This window comes from Variovorax boronicumulans (assembly GCF_019352895.1).
Lineage (GTDB): Bacteria > Pseudomonadota > Gammaproteobacteria > Burkholderiales > Burkholderiaceae_C > Variovorax > Variovorax boronicumulans_A.
Genome location: NZ_JAAAFX010000009.1, coordinates 1 through 24,608, shown reverse-complemented (window position 1 = coordinate 24,608; position 24,608 = coordinate 1). Strand labels below are relative to the sequence as shown.

26 protein-coding genes are annotated in these 24,608 nt (G+C 65.0%); 15 read left to right on the top strand and 11 right to left on the bottom strand.

Translation table 11 applies throughout. From position 1 onward, the window contains the following. The first annotated feature begins 4 nt into the window (after positions 1 to 4). Genes K0H49_RS19390 through K0H49_RS19380 form a run of 3 tightly spaced genes read left to right on the top strand, consistent with a single transcriptional unit; the run spans position 5 to position 1,991 of the window. Positions 5 to 730 carry an ABC transporter ATP-binding protein gene (locus K0H49_RS19390; RefSeq protein WP_257625021.1) on the top strand — a complete coding sequence of 242 codons (726 nt, stop codon included), beginning with the start codon at positions 5 to 7 and terminating at the stop codon, positions 728 to 730. A 39-nt stretch (positions 731 to 769) separates the two neighbouring features. Then, complete coding sequence (locus K0H49_RS19385; protein ID WP_219215955.1) at positions 770 to 1,168, top strand: YybH family protein; 399 nt, start codon at positions 770 to 772, stop codon at positions 1,166 to 1,168. 19 nt (positions 1,169 to 1,187) lie between these two features. Beyond that, positions 1,188 to 1,991, top strand: coding sequence for an enoyl-CoA hydratase-related protein (locus K0H49_RS19380; protein WP_219215953.1), 804 nt, complete (start codon positions 1,188 to 1,190; stop codon positions 1,989 to 1,991). A gap of 90 nt (positions 1,992 to 2,081) precedes the next feature. Here K0H49_RS19380 and K0H49_RS19375 read toward each other — a convergent pair whose 3' ends face one another. From K0H49_RS19375 to eno, 5 genes are all read right to left on the bottom strand, one after another. Continuing rightward, positions 2,082 to 2,705 (bottom strand): FMN-binding negative transcriptional regulator, encoded by a 624-nt coding sequence (locus tag K0H49_RS19375; protein WP_219215951.1) that lies wholly within the window; start codon positions 2,703 to 2,705, stop codon positions 2,082 to 2,084. Between the two features lie 58 nt (positions 2,706 to 2,763). Then, complete coding sequence (locus tag K0H49_RS19370; RefSeq protein ID WP_219215949.1) at positions 2,764 to 3,573, bottom strand: helix-turn-helix domain-containing protein; 810 nt, start codon at positions 3,571 to 3,573, stop codon at positions 2,764 to 2,766. A 67-nt stretch (positions 3,574 to 3,640) separates the two neighbouring features. Beyond that, a complete protein-coding gene (locus K0H49_RS19365) occupies positions 3,641 to 5,200 on the bottom strand; it encodes a serine hydrolase domain-containing protein (RefSeq protein WP_219215947.1) in 1,560 nt (519 codons plus the stop codon). 147 nt (positions 5,201 to 5,347) lie between these two features. Then, positions 5,348 to 5,776: a DUF2721 domain-containing protein gene (locus K0H49_RS19360; RefSeq protein WP_219215945.1), complete on the bottom strand. Its 429-nt coding sequence runs from the start codon at positions 5,774 to 5,776 to the stop codon at positions 5,348 to 5,350. A gap of 113 nt (positions 5,777 to 5,889) precedes the next feature. Next, positions 5,890 to 7,182 (bottom strand): phosphopyruvate hydratase, encoded by a 1,293-nt coding sequence (gene eno, locus K0H49_RS19355; RefSeq protein ID WP_219215943.1) that lies wholly within the window; start codon positions 7,180 to 7,182, stop codon positions 5,890 to 5,892. Positions 7,183 to 7,358: 176 nt separating this feature from the next. Between eno and K0H49_RS19350 the strand changes: the two genes are divergently transcribed. Beyond that, positions 7,359 to 8,249: a LysR substrate-binding domain-containing protein gene (locus K0H49_RS19350; protein ID WP_219215941.1), complete on the top strand. Its 891-nt coding sequence runs from the start codon at positions 7,359 to 7,361 to the stop codon at positions 8,247 to 8,249. Between the two features lie 305 nt (positions 8,250 to 8,554). Here K0H49_RS19350 and K0H49_RS19345 read toward each other — a convergent pair whose 3' ends face one another. Then, positions 8,555 to 9,052 (bottom strand): winged helix-turn-helix transcriptional regulator, encoded by a 498-nt coding sequence (locus tag K0H49_RS19345; RefSeq protein WP_257625019.1) that lies wholly within the window; start codon positions 9,050 to 9,052, stop codon positions 8,555 to 8,557. 121 nt (positions 9,053 to 9,173) lie between these two features. Here K0H49_RS19345 and K0H49_RS19340 point away from each other — a divergent pair, with 121 nt between their 5' ends. Beyond that, positions 9,174 to 10,364 (top strand): MFS transporter, encoded by a 1,191-nt coding sequence (locus K0H49_RS19340; protein WP_219215939.1) that lies wholly within the window; start codon positions 9,174 to 9,176, stop codon positions 10,362 to 10,364. A gap of 86 nt (positions 10,365 to 10,450) precedes the next feature. Here K0H49_RS19340 and K0H49_RS19335 read toward each other — a convergent pair whose 3' ends face one another. Then, positions 10,451 to 11,359 carry a LysR family transcriptional regulator gene (locus K0H49_RS19335; protein ID WP_219215937.1) on the bottom strand — a complete coding sequence of 303 codons (909 nt, stop codon included), beginning with the start codon at positions 11,357 to 11,359 and terminating at the stop codon, positions 10,451 to 10,453. A 250-nt stretch (positions 11,360 to 11,609) separates the two neighbouring features. Between K0H49_RS19335 and K0H49_RS19330 the strand changes: the two genes are divergently transcribed. The 6 genes from K0H49_RS19330 (at position 11,610) to K0H49_RS19305 (ending at position 17,760) form a co-directional block, all read left to right on the top strand. Then, positions 11,610 to 12,383 carry an SDR family oxidoreductase gene (locus K0H49_RS19330; RefSeq protein WP_219215934.1) on the top strand — a complete coding sequence of 258 codons (774 nt, stop codon included), beginning with the start codon at positions 11,610 to 11,612 and terminating at the stop codon, positions 12,381 to 12,383. A gap of 22 nt (positions 12,384 to 12,405) precedes the next feature. Then, the gene (locus K0H49_RS19325) at positions 12,406 to 12,591 is read left to right on the top strand and encodes a hypothetical protein (RefSeq protein WP_219215932.1); all 186 of its coding nucleotides are present in this window, start codon (positions 12,406 to 12,408) and stop codon (positions 12,589 to 12,591) included. After that, positions 12,588 to 12,887 carry a hypothetical protein gene (locus tag K0H49_RS19320; RefSeq protein ID WP_219215931.1) on the top strand — a complete coding sequence of 100 codons (300 nt, stop codon included), beginning with the start codon at positions 12,588 to 12,590 and terminating at the stop codon, positions 12,885 to 12,887. The genes K0H49_RS19325 and K0H49_RS19320 overlap by 4 nt, the downstream gene beginning before the upstream one ends. Positions 12,888 to 13,578: 691 nt before the next feature. Then, a complete protein-coding gene (locus K0H49_RS19315) occupies positions 13,579 to 13,944 on the top strand; it encodes a hypothetical protein (protein WP_219215928.1) in 366 nt (121 codons plus the stop codon). Then, on the top strand, positions 13,941 to 16,817 hold the full coding sequence (locus tag K0H49_RS19310; protein WP_219215926.1) for a response regulator: 2,877 nt from the start codon (positions 13,941 to 13,943) through the stop codon (positions 16,815 to 16,817). The genes K0H49_RS19315 and K0H49_RS19310 overlap by 4 nt, the downstream gene beginning before the upstream one ends. Continuing rightward, positions 16,810 to 17,760: a diguanylate cyclase gene (locus K0H49_RS19305; RefSeq protein ID WP_219215924.1), complete on the top strand. Its 951-nt coding sequence runs from the start codon at positions 16,810 to 16,812 to the stop codon at positions 17,758 to 17,760. Before K0H49_RS19310 ends, K0H49_RS19305 begins: the two co-directional genes overlap by 8 nt. Before the next feature lie 426 nt (positions 17,761 to 18,186). Here K0H49_RS19305 and K0H49_RS19300 read toward each other — a convergent pair whose 3' ends face one another. Then, on the bottom strand, positions 18,187 to 19,221 hold the full coding sequence (locus tag K0H49_RS19300; RefSeq protein ID WP_219215921.1) for a hypothetical protein: 1,035 nt from the start codon (positions 19,219 to 19,221) through the stop codon (positions 18,187 to 18,189). Positions 19,222 to 19,341: 120 nt separating this feature from the next. Between K0H49_RS19300 and K0H49_RS30905 the strand changes: the two genes are divergently transcribed. Together K0H49_RS30905 and K0H49_RS30705 are read left to right on the top strand one after the other, a co-directional pair. Continuing rightward, positions 19,342 to 20,136 (top strand): tyrosine-type recombinase/integrase, encoded by a 795-nt coding sequence (locus K0H49_RS30905; protein WP_307886077.1) that lies wholly within the window; start codon positions 19,342 to 19,344, stop codon positions 20,134 to 20,136. Next, the gene (locus K0H49_RS30705) at positions 20,137 to 20,697 is read left to right on the top strand and encodes a tyrosine-type recombinase/integrase (RefSeq protein WP_374122383.1); all 561 of its coding nucleotides are present in this window, start codon (positions 20,137 to 20,139) and stop codon (positions 20,695 to 20,697) included. 155 nt (positions 20,698 to 20,852) lie between these two features. Here the strand turns inward: K0H49_RS30705 and K0H49_RS19290 are convergent, their stop codons facing one another. The 3 genes from K0H49_RS19290 to K0H49_RS19280 all read right to left on the bottom strand — a co-directional run bounded on the left by K0H49_RS19290 (position 20,853) and on the right by K0H49_RS19280 (position 23,518). Beyond that, complete coding sequence (locus K0H49_RS19290) at positions 20,853 to 21,287, bottom strand: YcgL domain-containing protein (protein WP_219215919.1); 435 nt, start codon at positions 21,285 to 21,287, stop codon at positions 20,853 to 20,855. 136 nt (positions 21,288 to 21,423) lie between these two features. Further along, positions 21,424 to 23,091 carry an ApeA N-terminal domain 1-containing protein gene (locus K0H49_RS19285; protein ID WP_219215916.1) on the bottom strand — a complete coding sequence of 556 codons (1,668 nt, stop codon included), beginning with the start codon at positions 23,089 to 23,091 and terminating at the stop codon, positions 21,424 to 21,426. Further along, a complete protein-coding gene (locus K0H49_RS19280) occupies positions 23,069 to 23,518 on the bottom strand; it encodes a hypothetical protein (protein ID WP_219215915.1) in 450 nt (149 codons plus the stop codon). Before K0H49_RS19280 ends, K0H49_RS19285 begins: the two co-directional genes overlap by 23 nt. 399 nt (positions 23,519 to 23,917) lie before the next feature. On the opposite strand from K0H49_RS19280, the gene K0H49_RS19275 reads away from it, so the two are divergent. Together K0H49_RS19275 and K0H49_RS19270 are read left to right on the top strand one after the other, a co-directional pair. Further along, positions 23,918 to 24,136 (top strand): helix-turn-helix transcriptional regulator, encoded by a 219-nt coding sequence (locus K0H49_RS19275; protein WP_257625018.1) that lies wholly within the window; start codon positions 23,918 to 23,920, stop codon positions 24,134 to 24,136. 123 nt (positions 24,137 to 24,259) lie between these two features. Next, positions 24,260 to 24,490, top strand: a complete 231-nt coding sequence (locus tag K0H49_RS19270) for a helix-turn-helix domain-containing protein (protein WP_219215911.1) — start codon at positions 24,260 to 24,262, stop codon at positions 24,488 to 24,490. Positions 24,491 to 24,608 lie beyond the last annotated feature (118 nt).

Genomic DNA, 24,608 nt, shown 5'->3' with positions numbered 1-24,608 from the left:
CCCCATGAACATGAAACTTCAAGTGGCGGGGATCGACACGGGCTACGGCCGCATCCCTGTCCTGCATGGCGTCTCTATGTGCGTCGCGCCCCACGAGGCCGTGGCGATCATCGGTGCCAACGGCGCGGGCAAGAGCACGCTGGTGCGGGCTGTCTGCGGGCTGCTCCCGCTGGGCGCCGGCTCGATCACCAAGGACGGGCGCGAGATCGGCGCCATGCCCGCCCACCAACGGGTGCAGCAAGGGCTGGGCGTGGTGCTGGAGAACCGGAATCTCTTCGGCGAGCTCAGCGTGCTGACCAACCTGCAGGCGGCCCAGCACCAAGGCGCGCGGCGCCAGGTGGCGCGGCGCTTCTCGCTGGACGACGTGATCGAGCTCTTCCCCTTCATGCACGGCCGACTCGATTCGGCCGTCGAACTGCTCAGCGGCGGCGAGCAGCAGATGGTGGCAATCGCTCGCGCCCTGCTGCTGCAGCCGGACCTGCTGGTCATGGACGAGCCCTCGACCGGACTGGCGCCCAAGGTGCTGCGGCACATCGTGGAGGCGACGGCGAAGCTGCGCGAGCGCGGACTGGCCATCCTCCTGATCGAGCAGAACGTGGCGCTGGCGGCCGAGATTGCCGACCGTGCCTATGTGATGTCCCTGGGGCGCGTGGTACAGGAGATCCAGCCGCACGAGTGGGGACGGATCATGGAGAACGAGGACCTGATGCGCGCCTACCTGGGCGCGTGACCGGACTTCTTCCAGCCAACCAGTCAAAGGAGATTTCGAATGGTCGACAGGCAAGATGCCGAACTGCCGATGCAGCTGGCGCGGGAGAGCTTCGCGCGGTGGGCCGATGCGTTCTCGGCCGCGGACGTGGAGCTGCTGGTCCGGCTCTACACGGAGAACGCCATGATGTACGGCTCCAGGCCCCAGCTGCTGCGCGGGCACGACGCGATCCGGGACTACCTGGGCAGCTTCTCAGCGCTGGGCCCCAAGCAGATCCGCTTCCAGCAGGTGAGTGCCGAGTGGGCGGGCCCCTGTGCAGTGAGTGCTGCGGCGGATGCCGTCCTGCGCTTCGGCGGTGGCAATACCGAGGTGTTCATGCGCTTCACCCATGTGCTCGTCGACGAACAGCAGGCCTGGAAGATCGCCTGCCATCACGCGTCGCCGACGCCCTCTTCCTGATTCGCGTGAAAGGTATGCCATGACTTCGTTCAAGAGCCTGAATGTCTCCACGCCGGGCCACGGCGTGTACCAGGTCGAGCTGGCGCGCCCGCCGGCCAATGCCGTGGACCGGGACATGTACATCGAGATCCGGCAGCTCTTCGGCAACGTCGACGAACTGGGTGAAGACGTGCGGGCCATCGTGCTGTGCGGCCAGGGCAGGCACTTCTGCGCCGGCAACGACCTGGACGAGTTCGCGACGATGGCGCCCGACAACGCCGTGGAGCGAATGTGGCGCGTGCGCGAAGCCTTCTTCTCGATCTCCAGCTGCGGCGTTCCGGTGATCGGCGCCGTGCACGGCGCGGCGCTGGGCACCGGCCTGGCGTTGGCCGCCTCCTGCGATTTCGTGGTCGCCGCCCGCAGCAGCCGCTTCGGCCTGCCGGAGTTGACGGTGGGCGTGATGGGCGGCGCGCGCCACCTCGCCCGCCTCGCACCGCAACCGCTCGTTCGCCGCATGTACTTCACGGGCCAGCCCGAGACCGCGGAAGACTTTGCGGCAGCGGGCGGCGCGATCGTCGTCTGCGACGATGACAAGGTGCGCAGCGAGGCCCACCGGCACGCGCAGCGCATCGCCTCGTACAGCCCGACCGCGGTGCGGGTGAGCAAGCGTGTGCTGGACCGGATCGAAGGAATGAGCCTGACCGAGGGCTACGCGTTCGAACAGGGTGCGACCGTCCGCATGAGCGGCCACCCGGACGCGAAGGAGGCCCTGGCAGCCTTCAGGGAGCAGCGCCCGCCCGCGTACGCCGCACGCAGCGATCTGAGGCATTGGTTCGGCGTGTGAGGCGGCCATCGGGCGCCCGGACCTGGTAGCGATGCGCTGCGGGAAGCGCCGTGGCGCCCGTGCGCCGCGCCGGCCCTCGACGGCCCGGACTCAAGGAACGATCAACGCCGCCAGGTCCCGCGCCATCCCGGACGGCTCGCGTTCGAGGTGCCGGACCAGGCTGCGCCGGTCGGCCTCGGTGCGCTGCTGCGACAGGAAGCGCTTGCCGCTCAGGTCCAGGATCTCGATCTCGAAACCGATCAGCCGCTGCGCGGCATCCGCCACGAAGTCCGCAGCGGTGTCGTCCAGCGACCAGGGCTGCTCGCGCTGCGACTCCTGTCGGGCCATGAGCGCGCCCAGGTGCGCGCGCAGCCACGCGCCGTCGTCGATGAAGCGCAGCCGGCCCCGCGCCTGCACCGCCACGTAGTTCCAGCTGGGCGCGAGCCGGCCGCTGCGCTGTCCGTTCACGTACCAGCGCGGAGAGATGTAGGCGTTCGGTCCCTGGAAGACGAGCAGCACGTCGCTGCCGTCGGCCGCCTCGGTGCACAGCGTGTGCTGCCGGGCGACATGGCCGCGCAGGCCGCCGTGAACGCCTGTCGCGATGCGCTCGAGGGGCAGCAGGTGCGCTTCCAGGCCCTGCGGGGTGTGCGTCGTCAGCGTGGCCAGCGGGTAGGTATCGATCAGACGATGAAGCGCGCCGATGTCGGTTTCGGCGAAGAGCGGTTGGATGTGCATCGGGGGTTCCGTCGGGGGCCGCGCAGTGTGGCCCGCCCGCCGCATCGGGTCTTGAACGTTACGGCCAGGGCACGTGGTGGTCGATGTGCTCCACCACGGGCGCGGGCTCGGGCAGCGCGGGCGTGAAGTTGCCGAAGCGCCGGAACGCACGCGTCATGTGGGCCTGGTCCGAGTAGCCCGCTTCGGCCGCGAGCGTCCCCAGGCTGCGCACGGCCTCACCCTGGAGCCGGGCCAGGGTTCGCTGGAAGCGGAGGATGCCGCCGAGGGTGCGCAGCGGCAGGCCCACGGAAGCATCCACGTCGCGGCGCAGCGTGCGCTCGGCCATGCCGATCCGCTCGCCGAGCGCGCCGATCGCCACGCCGTGCCGCATCAGTTCCACGGCCTGCAGCACGCGCGCATGCCCGGCGGGCGGCGCGGCACGCAGGCTCATCGCATGGGCCGTGTCGACCAGCGCCTGCCGCAGTTCGTCGACGCTGCATGCGCGCAGCATCGCTTGCGCGGACGGGCCGATCAGCGCTTCGGCGGCGCGTCCCACCGCCACCCGGTTGCGCAACGAGGCGGCGTCGAGGCCCAGGCACGCACTGCCCCATCCGATGCGGAATCGAACGCCCAGGGTCACGGTCGCGGCAGGGGTGCTCACGAAGCCGGGCCGGTCCGCCGGGCCCGCGAGCGCCAGCCGGATGTCGGCAAGCTGGCCGGAGGGCGCCAGGGTGCCGCGCGCCACGAGGTCCATCCGCCCGTCGGGCAGCACGAGTTGCCGGCGCGCGATGGCGCTGCGATAGCACCACAACGCTTCGATGCGGTCCTCCCGCAGGCTGCCGAGGGGCAGCTCTTCGTAGGGGATGGGCTCGGCGCGGCGGGAAGGCATCGAGCGCGATGATAGGGAACGCGCTGCATCGAAGGGCGAGGCGCGCCGTGTCCTTGCGACGAACCGCTCAGGCCTTCGCGCGCGTCCCGGTCAGCGTCGGCATTTCGGTCGCGCTCGAATTGACGTTCACGCTGCGGTCGAAGCGCAGGTAGGGCCCTGCGAAGCGGCACACCACCGTGTCGCGGAAGGCCGACTCGACGAAGGTCCAGGTCATGACGAAGGTGCGCGCATCGCGCCACTCGCCGCTGGCCACCACGCGCATCACCTCGGGCTGGTACTCGTGGTGCAGCTTGTTGCCGGTGACGGTGGTGTCGCCCTCCACCGGTTGGCGCAGGCCGGCCCGCACCTTGTGCGTGCCGCGCTCGTCGTCCAGGGTGAAGGTGCAGTCGTCGGCGCTGAAGTCGAGCCGCATCGACCGGATCTTCTCGGAGTTCTCTGGGAAGTCGTAGCGCTGGCCCGAGACATTCGCCACCACCGGCGAACTGCTGGCCTTCACGGGCGGCAGCAGCTGCAGCGTGCGCGTGCGGGCCTGGAGCGCGGCGTTGGCCTTGTCGCTCGGGGGCATGCGGTCGCCGAACGCCGCCGGAAAGTGCTTGTACAGCAGGCCCGCGTTGAAGCCGGCCTTGGGCGGCAGCGCGCTGTTGAGCGCGAGCACCGCGTTCTGCTCGGGGAACACCACCGCATACTGGCCGAACAGGCCGTCGGCGTTGTAGGCGCCGCGCGGGCCCAGCCACCACTGGTAGCCGTACCTGTCCTTGGTGTGCGGCGCGTGCACGGAATCCACCCAGTCCCGGGAGAGGATCTGCTGGCCGTTCCACACGCCGTTCTGCGCATGCAGGATGCCCAGCTTGAGCGAGTCGACGGTCTTCCAGCTCAGGCCGTTGGCGCCCGGCGAGATGCCCTCGGGGCCGACGTCCCATTCGTAGCCGGTGATGCCCAGCGGCTCGAAGAAGCGTGGCTTGAGGTAGTCGGCCACCGACTGGCCCGTGGTCTTCGTGACGATGGCCGACAGCATGTAGGTCGCCGCGCTGGTGTAGACGAACTTGCTGCCCGGCGTGTAGACCACGGGGATCTTGAAGAACTCGGCGATCCAGCTGGTGCGGATCTGCCGCCACACCGAGCCCGACACCATCGCCTCGTGGCCGGTGCGCATGCTCAGCAGGTCGCGCACGGTCATGGCCGCGAGGTTGGGACTGACCACGGGCGGAAGGTGTTCGGGAAAGAAGGACACCACCTTGTCGTCGAGCCCGAACTTGCCGTCGGCAATGGCCATGCCGACCGCGCACACGGTGACGCTCTTGGTGAGCGAGTGCGTCATGTGGCGGCGCTCGGCCTTGTACGGGTCCCACCAGCCTTCGGCCACCACATGGCCGTTGCGCCACAGCATGAAGCCGTGCAGCTCGAACGCGCTGCGCTCCGCGTCGTCGAGGAAAGCGAGGATCGCGGCGGACGAGATGCCCTGCGCCTCGGGGCGGCTGCGCGGCAGGCCATCGGTGAAGGCCGGCGCAGCGGCGCCGGTCGCGGCCCAGCCGAGGCCGGGAACGGCGGCCATGACGGTGCCGCCGAGCGACAGGCGCAGCAGGCCGCGGCGGGAGACGGAGGAGATCGAGGCGGTGGCTTCTTGCATTGCTTTTTCGCGCAGACAGACGGGTCGCGGAGTATCGCGCGGGGAGCTGTCAATCGGCTTTCGTTCATGGACGCCTGCCGACGCCTCTGCGAAGCGATGGGGCGATTCACGCGCCGGGGTCGATATCCTGGCGCCGCCCCTTGCAAGCTACGTGGGATTGATGCTGCGCTGCGTCACGAAGACTTCGACCAGCAACAGTCCATACGTGGCGATCAGCGCGAGCATGGCGACCACGAAGAGGACGGCGACCGGCCGGTCGAAGGCCAAGGTGAGTTCGTTCGCCACGAACAGCGATCCGATGAGCAGGCAGACGATGACGCCGCACAGCGCGCCGGTGGACACCGCGGCGTTGAGAATCTTCGCCCGGCGGTTGAGCGTCGCCAGTTCGCCATCGATCTCCCCGCACCGGGTCGGGCTCGCGCCATCGCGCTCGTCGCGGCACTTGTGCATGCGGTCGTTGACGCGTGCCAGGCGGTTCGTGAGCACGGTCAAGGTCCCGCCAATGGCCGCCAGCATGAACGAGGGCCCCACGGCCAGCTGGATCACATGGGATGTATCGGCGTGAATGCTGAGCATGACCACAAGCGTACCCGAGTCATCGGGCCGCATTCAAGTCGAAGCGCGCTGCCCCGCATGGGATGCGGCGTCGCGTTCGACTGCGCTATCCCGCGACCGCGCACCGCCCCCGGTCAACGCACGCGAGCGCGCGTCGCGAACGGCTTCGCGCCGGCAAAGCTCGCCTGCGAGCCCAGCTCGCGCTCGATGCGAATCAGCTGGTTGTACTTGGCGGTCCGGTCCACGCGAGACAGCGAACCGGTCTTGATCTGGCCGGAGTTGGTGGCGACGGCGATGTCCGCAATGCTGACGTCCTCCGTTTCGCCGGAACGATGGGAGATCACGACACCGTAGGAAGCACGCTGCGCGGCCCGGACGGTGGAAAGCGTTTCGCTCAGCGTCCCGATCTGGTTCATCTTGACCAGGATCGAATTGCCGATCGATGCGTCGATGCCTTCCAGAAGAAGCCGCTCGTTGGTGCAGAAGACGTCGTCGCCGACGAGCTGGCATTGCCCACCCAGCCGTGCCGTCAGCAGCTTCCATCCGGCATGGTCGTTCTCGGCCGCGCCATCCTCGATGGACACGATCGGGTACGAGGCCACCAGCCCGGCCAGATAGTCGACCTGCTCTTCGATGCTTCGCGCCAGGCCTTCGCCGCGATAGACATAGCGTCCGTCGCTGAAGAATTCGCTGGCCGCGGGGTCGATCGCCAGCGCGATGTCGACGCCGGGCCTGTAGCCCGCCGCCGCGATCGCTTCGACGATCAGGTCCAGCGCTTCCTCGGCCGACCGCAGCGTGGGCGCGAAGCCGCCTTCATCGCCCACATTGGCGTTGAAGCCCGAACGCTTGAGCGCGCCGCGCAGCGTGTGGAAAACCTCGGACCCCATGCGCACGCTGTCGTCGAACGAGCTCGCACCCGTCGGCACGATCATGAATTCCTGGAAGTCGAGCGGATTGTCGGCATGCGCGCCGCCATTGATGATGTTGATCATCGGCACGGGCAGCACCGCCGCCTGCACGCCGCCCAGATAGCGGAACAGCGAAGTCCGCGTGGACGCCGCGGCGGCATGCGCGGCCGCCATCGAGCATCCGAGGATCGCGTTCGCGCCCAGGCGCTGCTTGTTCTCGCTTCCGTCGAGTTCGATCATGGTGTGGTCGATGGCGTGCTGGGCCAACGCGTCCATTCCCAGCAGCACGCTTCGCAACTCGGTGTTGACCGCATCGACCGCAGCCCGGACGCCTTTGCCCAAGTACCTCGCCGGGTCGCCGTCGCGTCGCTCCACGGCCTCGCGTGCCCCCGTGGAGGCTCCTGACGGGACGATGGCCCGGCCCCGGGTGCCGTCGTCCAGCGTGATCTCCACTTCGACCGTGGGATGGCCCCGGCTGTCCATGACTTCGTAACCTTCGACCTGCGTGATGCGGCTCATCTTCATGATTTCTTCGATAAAAAATCTGGCAAAACTGTGGTTTGCAGCCGCGCGTCGAGAAGCTTCGCCCTCATCCGCAACAGCTCTTGGAGAAGCCAAATCTACGGAATCGGATAGCATCTGAAAATCGATTTCCGTGACGCCCTGTGTCAGTTTTTTTGACGAAAGAATCCTGCGTGCGCACGCTGCCTCCCCTGTCCTTGCTGCGCGCCTTCGAAGCCACGGCCCGCACCGGTTCCGTGACCCGGGCCGCCGAGGAACTGCACCGCACCCACGGCGCGGTCAGCCGCCAGCTGAAGCTGCTCCAGGAGGACGTCGGCGCGGCGCTGTTCGACAAGGAAGGCACAGGCCTGAAGCTGAACCGGCACGGAGAAGACCTGCATGCGCTGGTGGGCGGGGTCTTCGAACAGCTCGAACACGGCTATGCGCGGTTGCGAGCGCAGGTGCGGGGCTCCGGCCTGCACGTGGCATGCAGCGCGACCTTCGCCATGCGCTGGCTGGTGCCGAACCTTGAAGACTTCTATCGCACGCGCTCCGACATTCGCATCCGCCTTTCCATGACGTCGGCGCGCGAGATCCGGACCGAAGGCGCGGACCTCGTGATCGCCTGGGATTTGAGCTCGTACGCCGAGGCCGACCGCGCGCGCGCCATCCCGCTGGCGCCCGTCGCCTTCGGCCCCGTCTGCAGGCCCGGCTACCAGCGCAAGGCCAAGGCGGGAACACGCATCACGCACGACTTCACGTCCAGTGCCTGGACCCACTGGGAACAACAGACCGGCCGCCACATCGGAACCGGCGGCCAGATCGCGTTACCCCATACACACCTCTGCATCGAGGCGGCCCTGTCTGGGCTGGGCGTCGCACTGGTCGAGAAAAGGCTGGTGCGAAGAGAACTCGACGAAGGCAGGCTGGTGGCGCCTTGGGGCTTTGTGCCATTGCCCTTCACGCTGATGGCCTTGCCTGCCGCAGGGCGCACCCTGCCGGTAGAACTCGACGAGTTCGTGGCCTGGCTGCGCGGGCGGCTTGAATCACAGGATGCCAAGCCCTTGGCAGGCGTACGAGGGTGAAGGCCAGCTTGATGACGCTGCCGTGCAACGGGCGCACGGAGCCGCATGTGATTCTTGTGTGGATCAGAGCCTTGCCTGCTGCATCCGCCCCATGGATGACAGCGCAGGGCCTATCGCTCATCCACAAGGACAGGCGCAGGGCTATGTCGTAGATACGGCAGGGGCGCGAATACCGTGCCAGCGAACAGAAGGAGCCGACGCCGCGGGTGCATGCGTCCTTGCAGAGAGAGCCGCGCTGGTGCGTTAAAGAGGCGATCCAGGCATGAAGTGTCGCTCGCGGCGTTCGAATCTGTACGCAGCTCTGCTCAGTCCACCCCAAGGAAGGCTCGGTTGCGGACCTTGAGCGTGTCCACCGTCCCCGCAGAAGCATCGGGACCGGGCTCAAGGCGGATGTCGCGCAACCCAAGCGTGCGCGCCCCAACGCGCAGGCTCACCGGATCGATGGGCTTGCCGCTGGCGTGCTCGACCAGTCGAACAGGCACTTCGTTCCCGCACCAGGCGTCGCCCCATTGCATCAACGCAACGAGCGCCGGATAGAGCGCCTCGCCCTTTGCCGTGAGCCGGTATTCGTTGCGGCGCTCGCTGCCCTCCGCCAGCGCCTTGACCAGAACGCCGTGCTCGACAAGGCTGTTCAAGCGCGCCGTCAGCACGTTTCGCGCAATGCCCAAGCGGCGCTGGAAGTCGTCGAAGCGCGTCGTTCCCAGCACGCACTCGCGCACGATGAGCAAGCTCCACCATTCACCCACCTGATCGAGCGCGCGTGCGATCGAGCAGTTCATGCCGTCAAAAGTCTTTCGGTACATGGCGCCATGATAGTTCGATTAGTTGCGTGACACAACTTAATGGAATATAGTTTTGTCACGCAACTTTTTCAAATCGACCCCTGCCGTCGCCGGCGCGGGTCTCTCTTCCCTGGAGTCCTTCATGGACAAGCGCCTTCTCGTTCTTGCCAGCGGCATGTTCGCCATCGGCACCGACAGCTTCGTGGTCGCCGGTGTGCTGCCGCAGGTCTCGGCCTCGCTCGGTGTGTCGGTCGCACTGGCCGGGCAAATGGTCACCCTCTATGCACTGAGCTACGCGCTGCTGTCGCCCGTGATCGCCGCGGCCGCTGCGCATTGGCCCCGCAAGCGCTTGCTGCTCACCGGCCTCGTGATCTTCGTCCTCGCGAATGCCGTGACCGCCTTGGCACCAGGCATCGGGCTCGTGCTGGCGAGCCGACTGCTGGCGGGCCTCGGTGCGGCCATGTTCAGCCCGACGGCCATGGCCGCCGGTGCGTCGCTGGTGCCCCCGGAGCAACGCGGCCGGGCGCTCGCCATCGTCATCGCCGGTCTGTCCAGCGCGACGGCGCTGGGCGCGCCGATCGGCACTTTTATCGGAGGCTGGCTGGACTGGCGCGCGACGATGTGGTTCGTCGCCGCCGTCGGCGCGCTGGCCGCCATCGGTGTGGCCTGGCGCCTGCCTGCCATCCCGACGCCGCCGCCGGTCAGCCTGGCGCGGCGGCTCGCGCCCCTGGGCGATTCACGCGTGCTGTTGACGCTGCTGACGTCCTGGTTGGCGTTCTCTGGCCTCTTCCTGGTCTACACGTACATCGGCTTGACCTTCGACCGCGCCACCGGCGGTGACCCACGCATGCTGGCGGGCCTGTTGCTGCTGTGGGGCGTGGCGGCCACGGTCGGCAATCTGGTGGCGGGCCGGCTGACCGACCGCTTCGGCAGCCGCCGCATCATCAACGTGGCCATTGCCCTCGTCGCGATCGACTTCGCGCTGTTGCCGTGGAGTTCGGCCTCGCTTGCCACGACCGTCCCCACCCTGATCGTCTGGGGCCTGTGCGGCTGGGGCCTGCTGGTGCCGCAGCAGCACCGTCTGATCAACATCACGCCGGCGGCGGCGCCGCTGGTGCTGGGCCTCAATTCCACCGCGGTGTACATCGGCGTGTCGATGTCGGGCCTGATCGGCGGCGCCGCGATCACCGGGATCGATCGCCACGCCCTCGGCCTCGTCGGCGCGCCCTTCATCGCGCTGGCATTGCTCGTCGCCGAATGGGCACATCGACGCATTGCCCGACCGGCCCCTCATTCGGCCGAAGCGGTTGCCGCTGCGTTGAAGGCTCGTTGATGCAGGCAGTGCGCCGTCGAATGCCGGCCGACGCCCAGGGGCCTCGCCGCCGCATCGGCCATGCGATCCGGCGGGCATCGCTGTCATCAGCGTTCAAGGTGCGGTCGGATCAGCTCCCCGAACCATTCGACGAACAACGCCAGGCGATTCGATCGCTGGCGCCTGTGCGGATACAGCATGGACACCGGCATCGGCGCGGGACGGAAGGCCGGCATCACTTCAACCAGTTCGCCACTGTCCAACAGGTACTGGACGTCGAAGCGCGGGATCTGGATCAGGCCGCCACCTGCACGGCAGCACGCGATATAGCTTTCGGCGTTGTTGACGATCACCCGGCTGGCGACCCTGCTCGCCTGCTCCTGCCCGCCATCCGAGAGGTACTCCCAGGGCAGTTCCCGGCCCGTTGTCGGGGAGGCATAGCCCACCGCCCAGTGACCGGATGCAAGGTCCTCGGGCTTCTCCGGCACACCGTGCTCATGCAGGTAGCTCGGCGCGGCACAGTTGATCAAGGCGATGTGCCCCAGCGGACGCACCGCCAGGCTGCTGTCGTGCAGCGTGCCGATCCGCACCGCGCAATCCACGCCCTCCTGCACCAGGTCGATGGACCGGTCGGTCGACCCGAGCGTGAGCAGCAGCCTGGGATGGCGCCGCAGCAGCCCGGGCAGCGCGGGCGCGATCAGGCGGCGCGCAATGCGGCTGGGGACATCCACGGTGAGGCGCCCGCTGACCTTGTGCTGGCTGGTCCGGAACAGTCCACCGATGTCTTCGGCATCGGCCAGCAACTGGCGCACACGCTCGAGCAGTTGCGAACCGTCGCTGGTCAGGTGGACCCGCCGTGTCGTGCGATGCAGCAGCCGGGTGCCGGCCTGCGACTCCAGTTGCTGCACGGCCGCAGAGACCGAGGCACGGGGCAACGCCAGCGTGTGCGCCGCCTTGATGAAACTTCCCATCTCCGCCACCTGGACGAAGACGCGGTACTGGTCGAGCTTGTCCATATCTTTGTGCTGTCTTTCTGCTCCTTGTTCGACGGAGTTGTCCCTGATTCAGGCGGGCGACAGTGTAGGGGCGCCTATGGCCCGGACAACCGCCGATACCAATGCGGATGGCCGCAGCACAGCGACGATTCATCGGCAGGTGCATTCGATTGGGACGATTTTCTGGACAATCTATCCAGCTTCTTCGGGCTGATCCTTCGGTGCGTTGCTGCCTAGACTGAAGGCTGCTCAATCCATCGAAGGAGATCCCATGGCGGACCATGCCATCCAAGGCAAAGTCGTGCTCATCGCAGGCGGCGCCAAGAACCTGGGCGGACTGATCGCCCGCGACCTGGCCCGGCACGGCGCCAGGGCCGTGGCGATTCACTACAACAGCGCCAGCAGCAAGGCGGATGCCGACGCCACCGTTGCCGCGGTGAAGGCCGCGGGCGCGCAGGCGGTCGCCATCCAGGCCGACCTGAGCACGGCCGGCGCGGTCGAGAAGCTGTTCGCCGACACCATCGCCGCGGTGGGCCGGCCGGACATCGCCATCAACACCGTCGGCAAGGTGCTCAAGAAGCCGCTGGCCGAGATCAGCGAGGCGGAGTACGACGAGATGACGGCGGTGAATTCGAAGGCGGCCTTCTTCTTCCTCAAGGAAGCGGGCAAGCACGTCAACGACGACGGCAAGGTCTGCACGCTGGTGACCTCGCTGCTCGGCGCCTTCACGCCCTTCTATGCCGCCTATGCTGGCACCAAGGCGCCCGTCGAACACTACACCCGTGCGGCTTCCAAGGAGTTCGGTGCCCGCGGGATCTCGGTCACGGCCGTGGGGCCGGGCCCGATGGACACGCCCTTCTTCTATCCGGCCGAAGGCCCGGAGGCGGTGGCGTATCACAAGACAGCGGCCGCGCTCTCGCCCTTCAGCAAGACCGGCCTGACCGACATCGAAGACGTGGTTCCGTTCATCCGCCACCTGGTCAGCGACGGCTGGTGGATCACCGGCCAGACGATCCTGATCAACGGCGGCTACACCACCAAGTGAGTACGCCGGGCGCCTGATTCACGTGATCGAAGTTTTCAGTACCGGCCGCGCGCTCTGGTCCTGGCGATTCAAGGCGGACGACGCGACGCCTCTCGCACGGAGCACCCTCGCGTTCGACAGCGAGGAGGCCGCCCGGCTCGACGCGATGGAAGTTCTGGGGCAGATGGCGAGTGCCGACATCGACATGGCGTCGGTTCCCGATGCATGACTTACACCGTTGCCTTGATCGATTTTCCGGAGCTGCCGAGCGATGAGCGAAGGAACGCCGAGCAACGCTACGGCCTGACCCTCGAAGAGGAGCTGGGAGGCGCCGCGCAGGTCCGGCCCAAGTTCACCGCGTACATGCGCCTGGCACAAGCGCCCGAGGACGAGCCCACACCGATGCAGGCCAAGTCGGCGGTGCAATACCTGATGGCGCAGCACCGGGCCGAGATCGCGGGATTCTCGGGACTGCAACCGCCGCCTCAGGCACGGTTCATTCTTCGGCTCGATGGATGCGTTTGAACGCATCGGTCCGACGGCCCATGCCGTACCCAAGCGCTGGGGTCAAAACAATACGGCCACTGCCCTCCGCCCCACCTTCCACAATTGGATGTTTGCGGGGCCGGCTGTCGAATTTCGCGATCTCCAACCCTGGTGAATCCGCGCAGAAATTGAACTATTCTTATTTTTCAAGTTCCAGGCTTTCTCCGTGACTTAGCCCCCCAATTTTTATTTCCGACAAAGATTGCTCCTTCAGCGCGGTGATTTCTGTCCAAGACCGCCCCATGTGAAATGCAATCCGGCTCATTTTGAATCAGCGGATCCTGGGTGAGGCAGACGTGGCGACATGGAGGGTCATCGGACGTCGGCCCTGCGTGGGCAGATGTCCATCCGCCGGATGGCCAGGCGTACGATTCTGTCTCGCAAGACCGTCGCTCGCGACCCGCCCCCAACCCATCGGAAACACCGGGAATTCGGCAACAGCGTCATCACTCGGGGAATTTCCCGGCACCGCGACAGGCGATCACAGCTCGCTCATTCCGAGCCCGATGAATCGATTTCGCACTTCGAATCGATTCACGATCGGGGCATTCCCAGTTCACGATCGATTAAAATTTCATGCCCCGCCATCCAGCGAACAGAATAAAAATTAATTCTTTTGTATTGCATGACTGTGCCAAATTCACTGACGCCCCAAAGCACGCCGCGACTCATGCAATTCGGCGTTCGCTCCGTCGACCCGGGTTTCAAGCTGGGTGATCTCTGGCAGGCCGCCGGCCTGCTGTTCGCATTGCTCATCGGACTGGCTGCCGTCACGCTCCATCCTTCCGGCAAGGATGGCCAGTTCGCCGTCGTCGCCCCGGCCTGGTACAGCGTGGACCAGAGCATGGCGCTCGTGCAATCGGCCGACGGCCGCGTGATGGATTTCGGCGCCTCGTCGAACCTGCTGATCATTCAATCGACGCGGCCCGATGCGGTCCGCGCGCTCTATGGTGCGGGCGCATGGCTCGTGCTCGATCCGCTGCGGCTGCGGGGCTGCCTCGGCTTCCAACCACCGGCCCTGGAACTCTCGAAATGACGATCGAACTCGACAAGGTGCGCGAACGCTTCGGACGCTTCCTGCTGGTTCTGTTCTGGCTGCATGTGCCGATCCTGGTGTTCGTGGCCATGGCCACGGGGCAATCCGCCATCGGGGCGGCGCTGGCGGGCGCGCTGCTCGCCGGCGCCTACCACCTGAGCTGGTGGCGCAAGGGCATCGCACCGGCCACACGCTACCTGTCGGCGGTGGCGCTAATGGGGGAGCCCGCGCTGCTGGTGGCGCTGATGTCGGGCTCGTCCTGGCAGATCGACATGCACATGTACTTCTTCGCCACGCTGGCGCTCACGATCGCCTGGTGCGACCGGCGGGCGATCATCGTCGCGGCGTCCGCCATCGCCCTGCACCATCTGCTGCTGGACTTCCTGCTGCCCTATGCGGTATTTCCCGGCGGCGGCAACCTGATGCGGGTCCTGCTTCACGCGGGCATCGTGGCCTTCCAGACCGCGGTGCTGGTCTGGCTGAGCGACATGCTGGTCGAGACCTTCGGCCGCATCGGCACGATGAGCGCGGAGATCATGGCCAAGAACGACGCGCTCGAGGCGCGCACGCAGGAGGCCGAGGAAGCCAACCGGGCCAAGAGCATGTTCCTTGCCAACATGAGCCACGAGATCCGCACGCCGATGAACGCGATCCTGGGCTTTTGCCATCTGGCGCTGCGCACCGACATGACGCCGAGGCAGCAGGCCTATGTCTCCAAGATCAACGATGCGGGCATCGCGCTGCTGCGCCTGATCAACGACATCCTGGACTTCTCCAAGAACGAGGCGGGCAAGCTGTCGCTGGAGCACCGGTCGTTCACGCTGCGGGCCTCGCTCGACAACCAGCTGCACCTGGCCGCGGTCGATGCGGAAGCCAAGGGCGTGGTGATCCGGTCGTTGGTGGGCAAGGACGTGCCCGCCACGCTGATCGGCGACGAGTTCCGCTTCAACCAGGTCGTGCTGAACCTCGTCAGCAACGCCGTCAAGTTCACCGACAGCGGCGCCGTCACGGTGTCGGTCAACCTGCTGGACCGCAACGACAAGGACGTCACCCTGAACGTGTCCGTCCAGGACACGGGCATCGGCATGACGGAGGCGCAACAGGCCTCCCTGTTCAATTCCTTCACCCAGGCCGACAGTTCCACGACCCGGCGCTTCGGCGGCACCGGGCTGGGTCTGGCGATCAGCAAGCAGATCGTCGAACTGATGGGCGGATCGATCCGGGTCGAGAGCCATCCCGGCACCGGCAGCACCTTCTCCTTCACCGTGGTCATGGGCATCAGCGACGAGGCCGCCCTGTCGGCCTTCGCGCAGCCGTCGCCGGAGATCCTGAAGCTGCGCGTGCTGGTCGCCGACGACAACCCGGCCTCGCGCGAGATCCTGCAGAGCGTGTTCGCCTCGTGGTCGATGGCGGTGGACCTGGTCGCCTCCGGCGAGGAGGTGCTGGGCGCCGTCGAAATGGCGAGCGCCCAGGGCCAGCCCTACGACCTGGCCCTGATCGACTGGAAGATGCCGGGGCTCGACGGCATCGAGACCGTCAAGGCCATGCGCGCGAGCACGACGCTGACCCGGCTGCCGGTGGTGCTGCTGGTCACGGCCTACCGGCACGAGGAATTCCGCAGCGAGGCCGAAGCCAGCGACATCGCGGCGTTTCTCGTCAAGCCGGTCGATCCGCACGTGCTGCTCGAAACCATCACCGGGCTGTTCACCCCGGGCGGCGCCGCGAAGGCCGCCATCCAGGACGAGGCCCACGCGGTGCCCATGGTGAGCGCGGCCCTGCGCGGCCTGCGCGTGCTGCTGGTCGAGGACAACGACATCAACCGGGAAATCGCGATCGAGCTGCTGGGCGATGCCGGCCTTGCGGTCGATATCGCGGAGAACGGGCGCATCGCCTGCGAGCGCGTGGAAGCACAGGACAGTGCGGGCTATGCCGCGATCCTGATGGACGTCCAGATGCCCGAGATGGACGGCATCGAGGCCACCACCCGCATCCGCCAGCGCTGGACCTCGGAGCGCCTGCCGATCATCGCCATGACAGCCCACGCCTATGCCGCGGAACGCGATCGCTGCTTCGCGGCGGGCATGAACGATCACATCGCCAAGCCGGTCGATCCTGCGTTGCTGGTTCGCACGCTCGACCGCTGGCTGAAGGCGCCTGCAACACAGGGCGCGGCAGTGCCGCCGACCGCACCGGCGCCCGGCACGGCCACGGCCCCGGTGGACGCGCTGCCGGACAGCCTGCCGCCGTTCGACATTCCCGCGGCGCTCAAGCGCGTCAACGGCAAGCGCCCCCTGCTGCGCAAGCTGATCGTCGGTTTCGCCCAAGGCTTCACCGATGCCGTGCCCACGCTGCGCCGCCAGATCGCGCAAGGCGCCCTGGCCGAGGCGAGGCGCCTGGCCCACACGCTCAAGGGCGTGGCGTCATCGCTGGAGATCGGCACCGTGGCGGCCGCGGCCGCGGCCATCGAGGCTTTGCTGGCGGACGGCAGCCCTCCGCAGGACATCGAGGAGCGCCTCGACGCGCTCGAACGGCTGCTGTCGCCTGCGCTCGCGGCGGCGGCCAGCCTGACGCCATCCACCCCGGCCGCCGCAGTGCCGGCCGCTGCCGCACCCGCACCGGACAGCGCGGCCGTCGAAGGCGCGGGCGAGGCGCTGCGGACGGCGCTCAAGCGCCGCAGCCTGGGCGCGCGTGCGTCCTTCGACAAGCTCGCGCTGGCGCTGGGCCTGTCGGCCGAAGCGGCGCTCGCGCATCCGGTGAAGATCGCGCTGGACCGACTCGACTACGCCGGCGCCCTCGCGCTGCTGGACCAGGGAGCGGGCGCGAGCGCCTTCCCCGGTGATTCCCCCCCCCACACAGGACGCACCCATGAATGAGCGGGCCGTGATTTTGGTCGTCGACGACGAGATCTCGAACATCGAGATCATGAATGCAGCGCTGGAGGACGACTACGAGATCTGCTTCGCTACCTCGGGCGAGCAGGCCATCGAAGTCGCGCGATCGGTGCTGCCCGACCTGATCCTCCTCGACGTGCTGATGCCGGGCATCGACGGCTACGAAGTCTGCCGAATGCTGAAGGACGACATGCTGCTCGCCGACGTTCCGATCATCTTCACCACCGGCCTGAGCGACCAGGAAGCGGAAACGAAGGGGCTGCTGCTCGGCGCGATCGACTACGTCACCAAGCCCATCCAGCCCGTCGTGCTGCGGGCGCGGGTGCGCAACCACATCGAACTCAAGCGACTGCGCGACCAATTGGCCCAGCTGGCCGTGACCGATGCGCTGACGGGATTGAGCAATCGCAGGCAGCTGGAACAGACCCTGGCCGTGGAGACGGCGCGGCTCGCGCGCACGTCCGACTGGCTCTCGGTGATCATGCTCGACATCGATTTCTTCAAGCTGTTCAACGACACCTACGGGCACCCCGCCGGTGATCGCTGCATCGCGATGGTCGCCTCAGCGCTCAACCGCGCGGTGCGCCGCGCCTCCGACCTGACGGCACGCTACGGCGGCGAGGAATTCGCCTGTGTCCTGCCAGGCTCCGGCCCCGACACCGCCATGGCAGTGGCCAGGGAAATACATGCGCAGGTGCATTCACTGGGCATCCCGCACACGTCGTCGACCGTCAGCTCGTACGTCACCGTCAGCATCGGCATCGCCACCGCGCGCTGCCTGCCCGGCATGGCGGCCGAGCTCTGGATCGCCAATGCCGATCGCCAGCTCTACCTGAGCAAGTCGAGCGGCCGCAATCAGATCCTGGGCGACACCTTCGCATCGGAGTCGCCGGTGCCCTTGCGGGACGCGCCGACGGGGGCTTGAAAGCGGGGATCGCAGCGGCGGAGCCCCCGCCCGCCCTACCCCGGCGCCACGGCACTGCCGGAGATCCTTCGCCCGTAGCGTTCGACGACGCCATTCCCGACGGCTCAAACGTGTCTAAGCAATCCGGGCGGTTCACCGATCAGCGTTAGGGCGATTAGAAGAACGGTAAGGACAGGGGTAGAAACAAAAAAGCCACCCTAGGGTGGCCGTTTTCATTGGGGGTTTCGGGAAAAGTTGGCGGAGAGTGTGACCACTCGGCGGATGCTGGCAGATAGTGTCGTACCGACTCACCGGAGGGTAGCCTTTTGATGATCGGCGACCAAAGGACCTTTTCACCGACCTTCAGGTGATATCACCTAATCGCAGAGGCCCAGATGGGTACCCCGATGGGGAGGTCATCCGGAGCAGGCACAAAGGCCCCTCCGTTCACCTTCCCGACAACAACGTTTGGTCCGCAAAAATCAGCCAGCGCAACGCTGCGGCCGCATGGCTAATCACGTAAACAGTCACCTCAAGGGTTGGAGCGATCGGCTCCTCCACACCTTGCCCATGCCGATACAAGTGAATGCTATCGACAAAGCTCGCAAAACCGTCAAGCAGTTTCTCAACCATCGCCCGATCGGTTGCTTGGGGATAACAGGTCACTACCAGCGGGCGAAGGCGCTTGTCGATCATGCCTTTATTAAGATTCTGTGCCTCCGGGACCATTAGCCTCGTCAAGATCTCCAGCGCTTCGAAGGCAGATCGAACCGATGCCTTGGTATCCCCCGGCGCCACATCGAGGTACTTATAGGCTTTTTCCAGAGCGTCTCTGACGGCAGCGTATCGCTTGTCGGAAAGGCCAGACAACAACGCACTACGCGTATTCTCGAACTCAGCGTCTATGAAGTAGTGCACGCCAGCCCGGTCATCTAGTCGATACCCTAGGCTCTCCTCCAGAAACGTCCTGCCGACGAATTCCACCCACAAAGCTGCCTGCCGGTCATATGGCTGGAAGCGGTAGGACGCCCCACGTTTCCCAATTAGATAGCGCCAAATTAACGTAATGGCACCTAAGACATCAGCGATCGGCAGTTTCTGGAAGAACTGCTCATAGTTCACGTACCCGGTGTAGGGCACTGAAAGACCGCCTTCTACGCGCAGAAATTCACGAAGCTCTGACAGGTCAGGCGTGGCGTTCTTCGCAACGTACGAACCGAGGCGCAGACGAAATTTCACGCTATCGGCAAGCAACTCTGCCGGCCGCAAGTACACCCGACTAAAAAGCTCCCCTGAGACGATCGTCGAGGGTGATGTTGGACCTGACTGTTGCATGGACATGGACCAATTGTGATCGATAGCCGCCCAGGAGATACGCCAGCATCCTTCGCCACAGGATTCTTCGAGTTCAGCTCGTACCAAGACACTGATAGACCTTTTGGTGCACCAACGCAACACACCAAATTCGACGGACAGTTTCAAGTCATCTCATGCCAAGTCACGCGCGTGACTGCCTCTGTACATCTCTCGGAAACCTCGTGAAACTCGCTGGATCAAAGGCGATTTTTATCGATGGGGCTATAGATGGGTAAGGCTAAGGAGATGGGTGCACTGGAGGTCTCGCGGATCACCCGGCGAGGTATGAACTTCGTCGGCGGCGTAGCCGGCCTCGGCATGAACGTGAACGCAGACGGCTCGCGCAGTTGGGTCCTCCGGGCCCGCGTCGGCGGCATCCGCAGAGACATGGGGTTGGGCGGCTATCCCGACGTGACGCTGGCGCAGGCTCGCGACTCCGCTCGGGCTGCCCGAGCGCAGATGAAGCTCGGGCTCGACCCGATCGAAGAAGGCAAGTCCCTGCGCAGCGCGTTGATCGCGTCCCGGGCGGCGGCCATCACCTTCACCAAGGCGGCGAGCCTCTACATCGAGACGCACGAGGCCTCGTGGAAGAACGCCAAGCACCGCCAGCAGTGGGCGAACACCCTGGACACCTACGCGAAGCCGGAGATCGGCTCGCTGCTGGTGCGCGACGTGGAGCTGCCGCAGGTGCTCAAGGTGCTGGAGCCGATCTGGAAGGAGAAGACGGAGACGGCCTCACGCCTGCGCGGGCGGATCGAGTCGGTGCTGGACTGGGCGACGGCGCGAGGCTACCGCTCGGGGCCGAACCCGGCGCGCTGGAAGGGGCACCTCGACAAGCTGCTGCCGGCCCCCGGGAAGATCGCGAAGACGGACCACCACCGCGCCCTGCCCTACCGGCAGATCGGCGAGTTCATGGCCCGCCTGCGGCAGGCAGAGGGGGTCGGCGCCCGGGCGCTGGAGTTCACGATCCTGACTGCGGCGCGGTCGGGCGAGGTCCGGGGGGCGAGGTGGTCAGAGTTCGATCTAGACGGAGCGCTGTGAGTGGTGCCGGCCGAGCGGATGAAAGCGAAGAAGGAACACCGGGTGCCACTGTCGGAGCGGGCGGTCGAGCTGCTGCGCGCTCAACTGGAGATCAGCCATAGCGACTTCGCGTTCCCTGCACCGAGGGGTGGCATGCTCAGCGACATGACGCTGACGGCCGTACTGCGTCGGATGAAGGTGGACGCGGTGCCTCATGGCTTCCGCTCGACGTTCAGGGACTGGGCGGCCGAGCAGACAGGGTACGCAAACGAGGTGGCCGGGATGGCGCTCGCGCACGCCGTGGGTAACAAGGTCGAGGCGGCCTATCGGCGCGGGGACCTGCTGGAGAAACGGGTCCAATTGATGAGCGACTGGGCAGCGCTCTCCTCTGCAAAGCGAGCATCGGGTCGCACAGCAGCCCCTTGCCTGCGCGAGACTCTCGCCTCCCAGATCGCTAGGCCGATGCCTTCTCGCGAACGGTCTTACCTGCTATGTACAGCACAGCACAGCCTGCGAGCGCGATATAGACAGGCGCTTCAGAAACACGGGCAAGTAGTGTGGAATCGAACGCCGCCGCGATGAACAAAAAGCCGGATGGAAAAGAACTTCCAGTGATACCTACAACGAAGAAGTCCTCCAAGGAAGTACGTTTCTGGTTCTTCGCGCGGTAGCACCAGTAGCCAAGTGCGACCAAGAGCCCTGCACCGACCGGTCCCACCTTCATAAGAAAGTTCAGGTCAAAGGTCACTGGGTACCTTTTTCGCGTGCTCAGCAACGGCTAGGCCGATCAGAGCGCCGATAACCGCACCTACCGGTCCGCCCACGCTGGCGCCCAAAATCCCTCCCCCGATCGCAGCCCCACCTTCAGATACCTGCGTGGATACCTTGACGCCCTGAATATGAAATCCGGACCGCGAAATGCTGCCAATGATCTCGTCGGCACTCGCGCCAACCAAGCTCTGACCCGGGTCGATCTCGCGGGCCTTAACAAACTCAAGGTCGCCCAAGCGAGCAATCGCGTCCGCCGCCAACAAATGGAGCGGAGTCCCACTCGGGACAAACAAATAAAGATCCGTCCGAGATTTCGGACGGTAAATGTCGCACCTCATCCTGTTGCTCCTCTTGCGCTTGCAGCCGCCTTCTGTGGTCGAATCGACGGTGGCTTCAACCAAAAGCCAGGTTCTACCAACTGCACTGCCGGTCAACACCTTCGGTCGAGTAGGCAGTTTAGTTCATCCACCACCCTGCCACGCTCGCGATGACGGGCGCACCTTGTTCGCCCAGGTCGAACCCAGTGGGCGCTCCATCTCAATTCGGCAGGAAAGCGAGATCGATCAGCACTGTAGAGTGAATAGACTCGATCTGCGCACCGTCCTCAAAGTACGCATCGCCCACAAAAGTGACAGCCTCCTCGGGCAAGCAAAGAAGCTCGTGGTAGCGCACCTTGCCGGAGGCGCGCGATGCGCTCTGGATCTCCTCAGAATGACTAGCCGAGTACGAAATAGCGCCATTCCGGTCGCGAACGAAACACGAGCAGAGCAACCGCCGCGAGCGCTGTCGTATCGCTTGCAATGCTTGCGAAGTTACCTGGAAGAACGACGTTGGCTTGAGTGTCCGATCAAGGTGCACCTGATTGACGTCGGAAGCAATGCGCAGCTTGTTGAGCGGCCTCGCGAGGCACCCAAGAAACACATCCCGCCCTAAGCCGAGGTCGATGAAGAACAGATGGGTCAGCAGCAGCGTGATCCGGTTAGTGATTACCTCAATGGGCGTTATGTCCGGCCCCTTAAACGACAGCTGCTGGCCATGCGCAACCTCGTTCCGCAGCTTCTTGATGGTCTCGAAGTCAGCTTGCGACAGGTTGATGACTTTGAGAACGTCCGGGTCGAGGGTATCGATCAGCTCCTGGAACTTGCTCGCAAACGCGTCATTACTCGAGAAGACTTGTGTTGCGGCTTTGAGCACGTCGGCTAGCTGCGCTGGGCTCAGCGGAGGCCTAACAGCATTGAGTTCCGTCGCCAAACGCAGGAGCCGCTTCGTCGGCTGCGTGGGTGGTCCCTTCTTGAAGGTCTGCGAAACGTAGCTGTCTAGGAGGGATACGTAGCCGAGGACCCGATACTCCCAAAAGCCTTCCCAGTTCTGCATCCCAGCGACTCGACTCCAGATAACCTCCTGATAGGCCGAGCGGAAGAACTGGTTGACGACGTTATCCCAGCAGTCCTCTACGTCGCTCTTCTGCGCGAAGAACTTACGCCACGACATTCGGTCATCCTGCGACGCTTCTTCGTCAGGTGGCGACTTGAAGAGCGCACAGAACAATCGGGAGCTGTGCTTGCCATTCGCAGACACGTCGATCGAGACGATTGAACAGTGATGTCCCAGGAGAATAGACAGAAGATTCGAGAACCGCAGCGAGCGTTCTCTGACCTCGGACAGCGAGAAATGGCCCTGCGTCGCCGTGAAGCGGAACTCGAAATGCTGATGCAGATTTCGATCTTCTCCTTGGTGCTCAAAGGTTCCGACGTAGAAGCTAGATACTCTGAAGTGATGGTCCGCCACGGAGACTTCCGCGACAAGCGGCTTAGGCGTGCTACACCATTCGAGCTTCTCGCCCGGGTTGCCCTCGATAGCCATCTGTTGGAAGAACCACTCTGACACATTCGAGTACCGCACCTCGAAGCTCAGAAACTCGGGAGTCTTGATCTCACGATCAATAACGAAAGCAGGAAAAAGCGTGCGATCGCTGCAATCGCAGTTGAACAGGCTCAATCGCGTGCCGTCGTCCGCCTGCGCCAGCAGGCCCTCTGCCAGTTGGGCCTCGCTTAACGATATTCCGTGTCCAAAGCCGTCGAGCACGAGGCACGGAACGCAGCTGTACCCGAAGGTAATCGAGCCCTCTCCAAGGTCACCAACCTCAGGGTGCGAAAGCCTGACGCGCAGCGTCCTCTGATAGTCAGAATCGCTCGATTGCCTCATTTGGCGTCCCAGTGACTTCGGTTCGGAAGATGTACCGCAACCGATCACCATCGAACTCTTCCAACGTGCCGATCAGCTCACTCCGGATCCTGAAAGTCTTGGGGATGCCGGCCTCATTGGCGACCTCCCCGACCATCGCCGCAGCTTGGGTGCCCGTCGGGATCGCCTCGATCAACCGAATCCGCTTGCCGGTCTCCCTCACCTGTTCCAGATGTCTGCGCAGTTCTGTACGTCCGTGCGCGTTGCCGCGCCATGTTGATAGAACGTCCTCATAGACCAATGAACCGGCTTCTGTGCCAGGCGTCAGCAGCGTCGTCCAGATGCTAACGACGAGATCGCCAGTTGGCGTGAACGCCGATACAGACCATCCCCGATTATTGAGCTTCGCTTCGTACCACTCGTAAGCTTCTTCGTACTTCAGTGCCAAGGCTGAACCTCCATAGTCGCGGGATTCTGCCTGCATCGCAGCTCTGTGTGGGATTGCCGCTCCCGTCCCGCGACAGGACGACCGGTTGCCACGCCCCTAGGCGATCCATCCGTGCGGGTCGCGCCGATTCGACGGCCGCCCAGGCACGGCCATCTTCTCCGACCTCAGTGCATCGATTCTAGGCACCGGATCTACGAACCTAAGGACGCGAACCGACTTCGACCACAGGGCAGAGCAACTGTGACTTTCTACCGGTTTCTCCTGAGTTTTCACGAGTTTTGGCGATTCCCGATGTGGGGATCCCCTTGCTACTGCGTTGAAGAGACCGGCCTCAAAAATACCTTACAGGGGAAACCCAGACACATTCATCCTCAACCCGGGGCCGGGTGAAAGATGACTATGAATAGCGAAAAGCGCGCCGCCCAAACGGCACTGGCGCAACCCAAGGGCTACATGCGCCAGCACGAGCTCCTGATGATCCTCCCCTTCAGCGCCGCGACCCTGTGGCGGAAGGTCCGTGCTGGAACCTTCGTGCAGCCGGTGAAGTTCTCGGAACGCGTGACGGCGTGGAACCGGGCCAAGGTGCAGGAGTGGATCGACTCGCAGGAGGCCGCATGAACCGCGGCGGTGCCGCACCATGTCACACGTTGATCCATCAACCCAACTCCTCTCGATTAAGCAGGACTGTCGCCATTACATCCTGAATTGGGATATTCAGGAACGGGATGTACGTTCGCCCGCGTGTCGCGCGGCCTGCAATCTCCACCGTACGAGAAGCTTCGCCGGCTACTTGCGGAAGCGCGCGCCGAAGCAGGGTTGACGCAACTTCAGGTCGCTGAACGCGTGAAGCGCCCACAGTCGTTCGTGTCGAAGTACGAAAACGGCGAACGCCAACTCGATGTCGTCGAGTTTGTCAGCGTATGCAAGGCCATTGGCGTTCGACCTTCCGACCTGGTGAAGGAACTTGACTAGTGAAGCTAGCTGTGAAGTGTCAAGAGGTTCTTACGAGACATCGAGAGACGCGAGACGGGGGCCACGAGATTGATGCCGTGGTGCGGCCGGTGCCAGTTGTAGAAGTGATTCCACACAG

Coding starts and splice junctions, on each gene's coding strand:
- K0H49_RS19390 (WP_257625021.1), top strand. CDS start 5: ATGAACATGAAACTTCAAGTGGCGGGGATCGACACGGGCTACGGCCGC.
- K0H49_RS19335 (WP_219215937.1), bottom strand. CDS start 11,359: ATGGACAAGCTCGACCAGTACCGCGTCTTCGTCCAGGTGGCGGAGATG.
- K0H49_RS30905 (WP_307886077.1), top strand. CDS start 19,342: ATGGGTGCACTGGAGGTCTCGCGGATCACCCGGCGAGGTATGAACTTC.
- K0H49_RS19285 (WP_219215916.1), bottom strand. CDS start 23,091: ATGAGGCAATCGAGCGATTCTGACTATCAGAGGACGCTGCGCGTCAGG.
- K0H49_RS19345 (WP_257625019.1), bottom strand. CDS start 9,052: ATGTACCGAAAGACTTTTGACGGCATGAACTGCTCGATCGCACGCGCG.
- K0H49_RS19385 (WP_219215955.1), top strand. CDS start 770: ATGGTCGACAGGCAAGATGCCGAACTGCCGATGCAGCTGGCGCGGGAG.
- K0H49_RS19330 (WP_219215934.1), top strand. CDS start 11,610: ATGGCGGACCATGCCATCCAAGGCAAAGTCGTGCTCATCGCAGGCGGC.
- K0H49_RS19370 (WP_219215949.1), bottom strand. CDS start 3,573: ATGCCTTCCCGCCGCGCCGAGCCCATCCCCTACGAAGAGCTGCCCCTC.
- K0H49_RS19275 (WP_257625018.1), top strand. CDS start 23,918: ATGAATAGCGAAAAGCGCGCCGCCCAAACGGCACTGGCGCAACCCAAG.
- K0H49_RS19315 (WP_219215928.1), top strand. CDS start 13,579: ATGCAATTCGGCGTTCGCTCCGTCGACCCGGGTTTCAAGCTGGGTGAT.
- K0H49_RS19310 (WP_219215926.1), top strand. CDS start 13,941: ATGACGATCGAACTCGACAAGGTGCGCGAACGCTTCGGACGCTTCCTG.
- eno (WP_219215943.1), bottom strand. CDS start 7,182: ATGAGCCGCATCACGCAGGTCGAAGGTTACGAAGTCATGGACAGCCGG.
- K0H49_RS19320 (WP_219215931.1), top strand. CDS start 12,588: ATGACTTACACCGTTGCCTTGATCGATTTTCCGGAGCTGCCGAGCGAT.
- K0H49_RS19360 (WP_219215945.1), bottom strand. CDS start 5,776: ATGCTCAGCATTCACGCCGATACATCCCATGTGATCCAGCTGGCCGTG.
- K0H49_RS19305 (WP_219215924.1), top strand. CDS start 16,810: ATGAATGAGCGGGCCGTGATTTTGGTCGTCGACGACGAGATCTCGAAC.
- K0H49_RS19365 (WP_219215947.1), bottom strand. CDS start 5,200: ATGCAAGAAGCCACCGCCTCGATCTCCTCCGTCTCCCGCCGCGGCCTG.
- K0H49_RS19340 (WP_219215939.1), top strand. CDS start 9,174: ATGGACAAGCGCCTTCTCGTTCTTGCCAGCGGCATGTTCGCCATCGGC.
- K0H49_RS19375 (WP_219215951.1), bottom strand. CDS start 2,705: ATGCACATCCAACCGCTCTTCGCCGAAACCGACATCGGCGCGCTTCAT.
- K0H49_RS19380 (WP_219215953.1), top strand. CDS start 1,188: ATGACTTCGTTCAAGAGCCTGAATGTCTCCACGCCGGGCCACGGCGTG.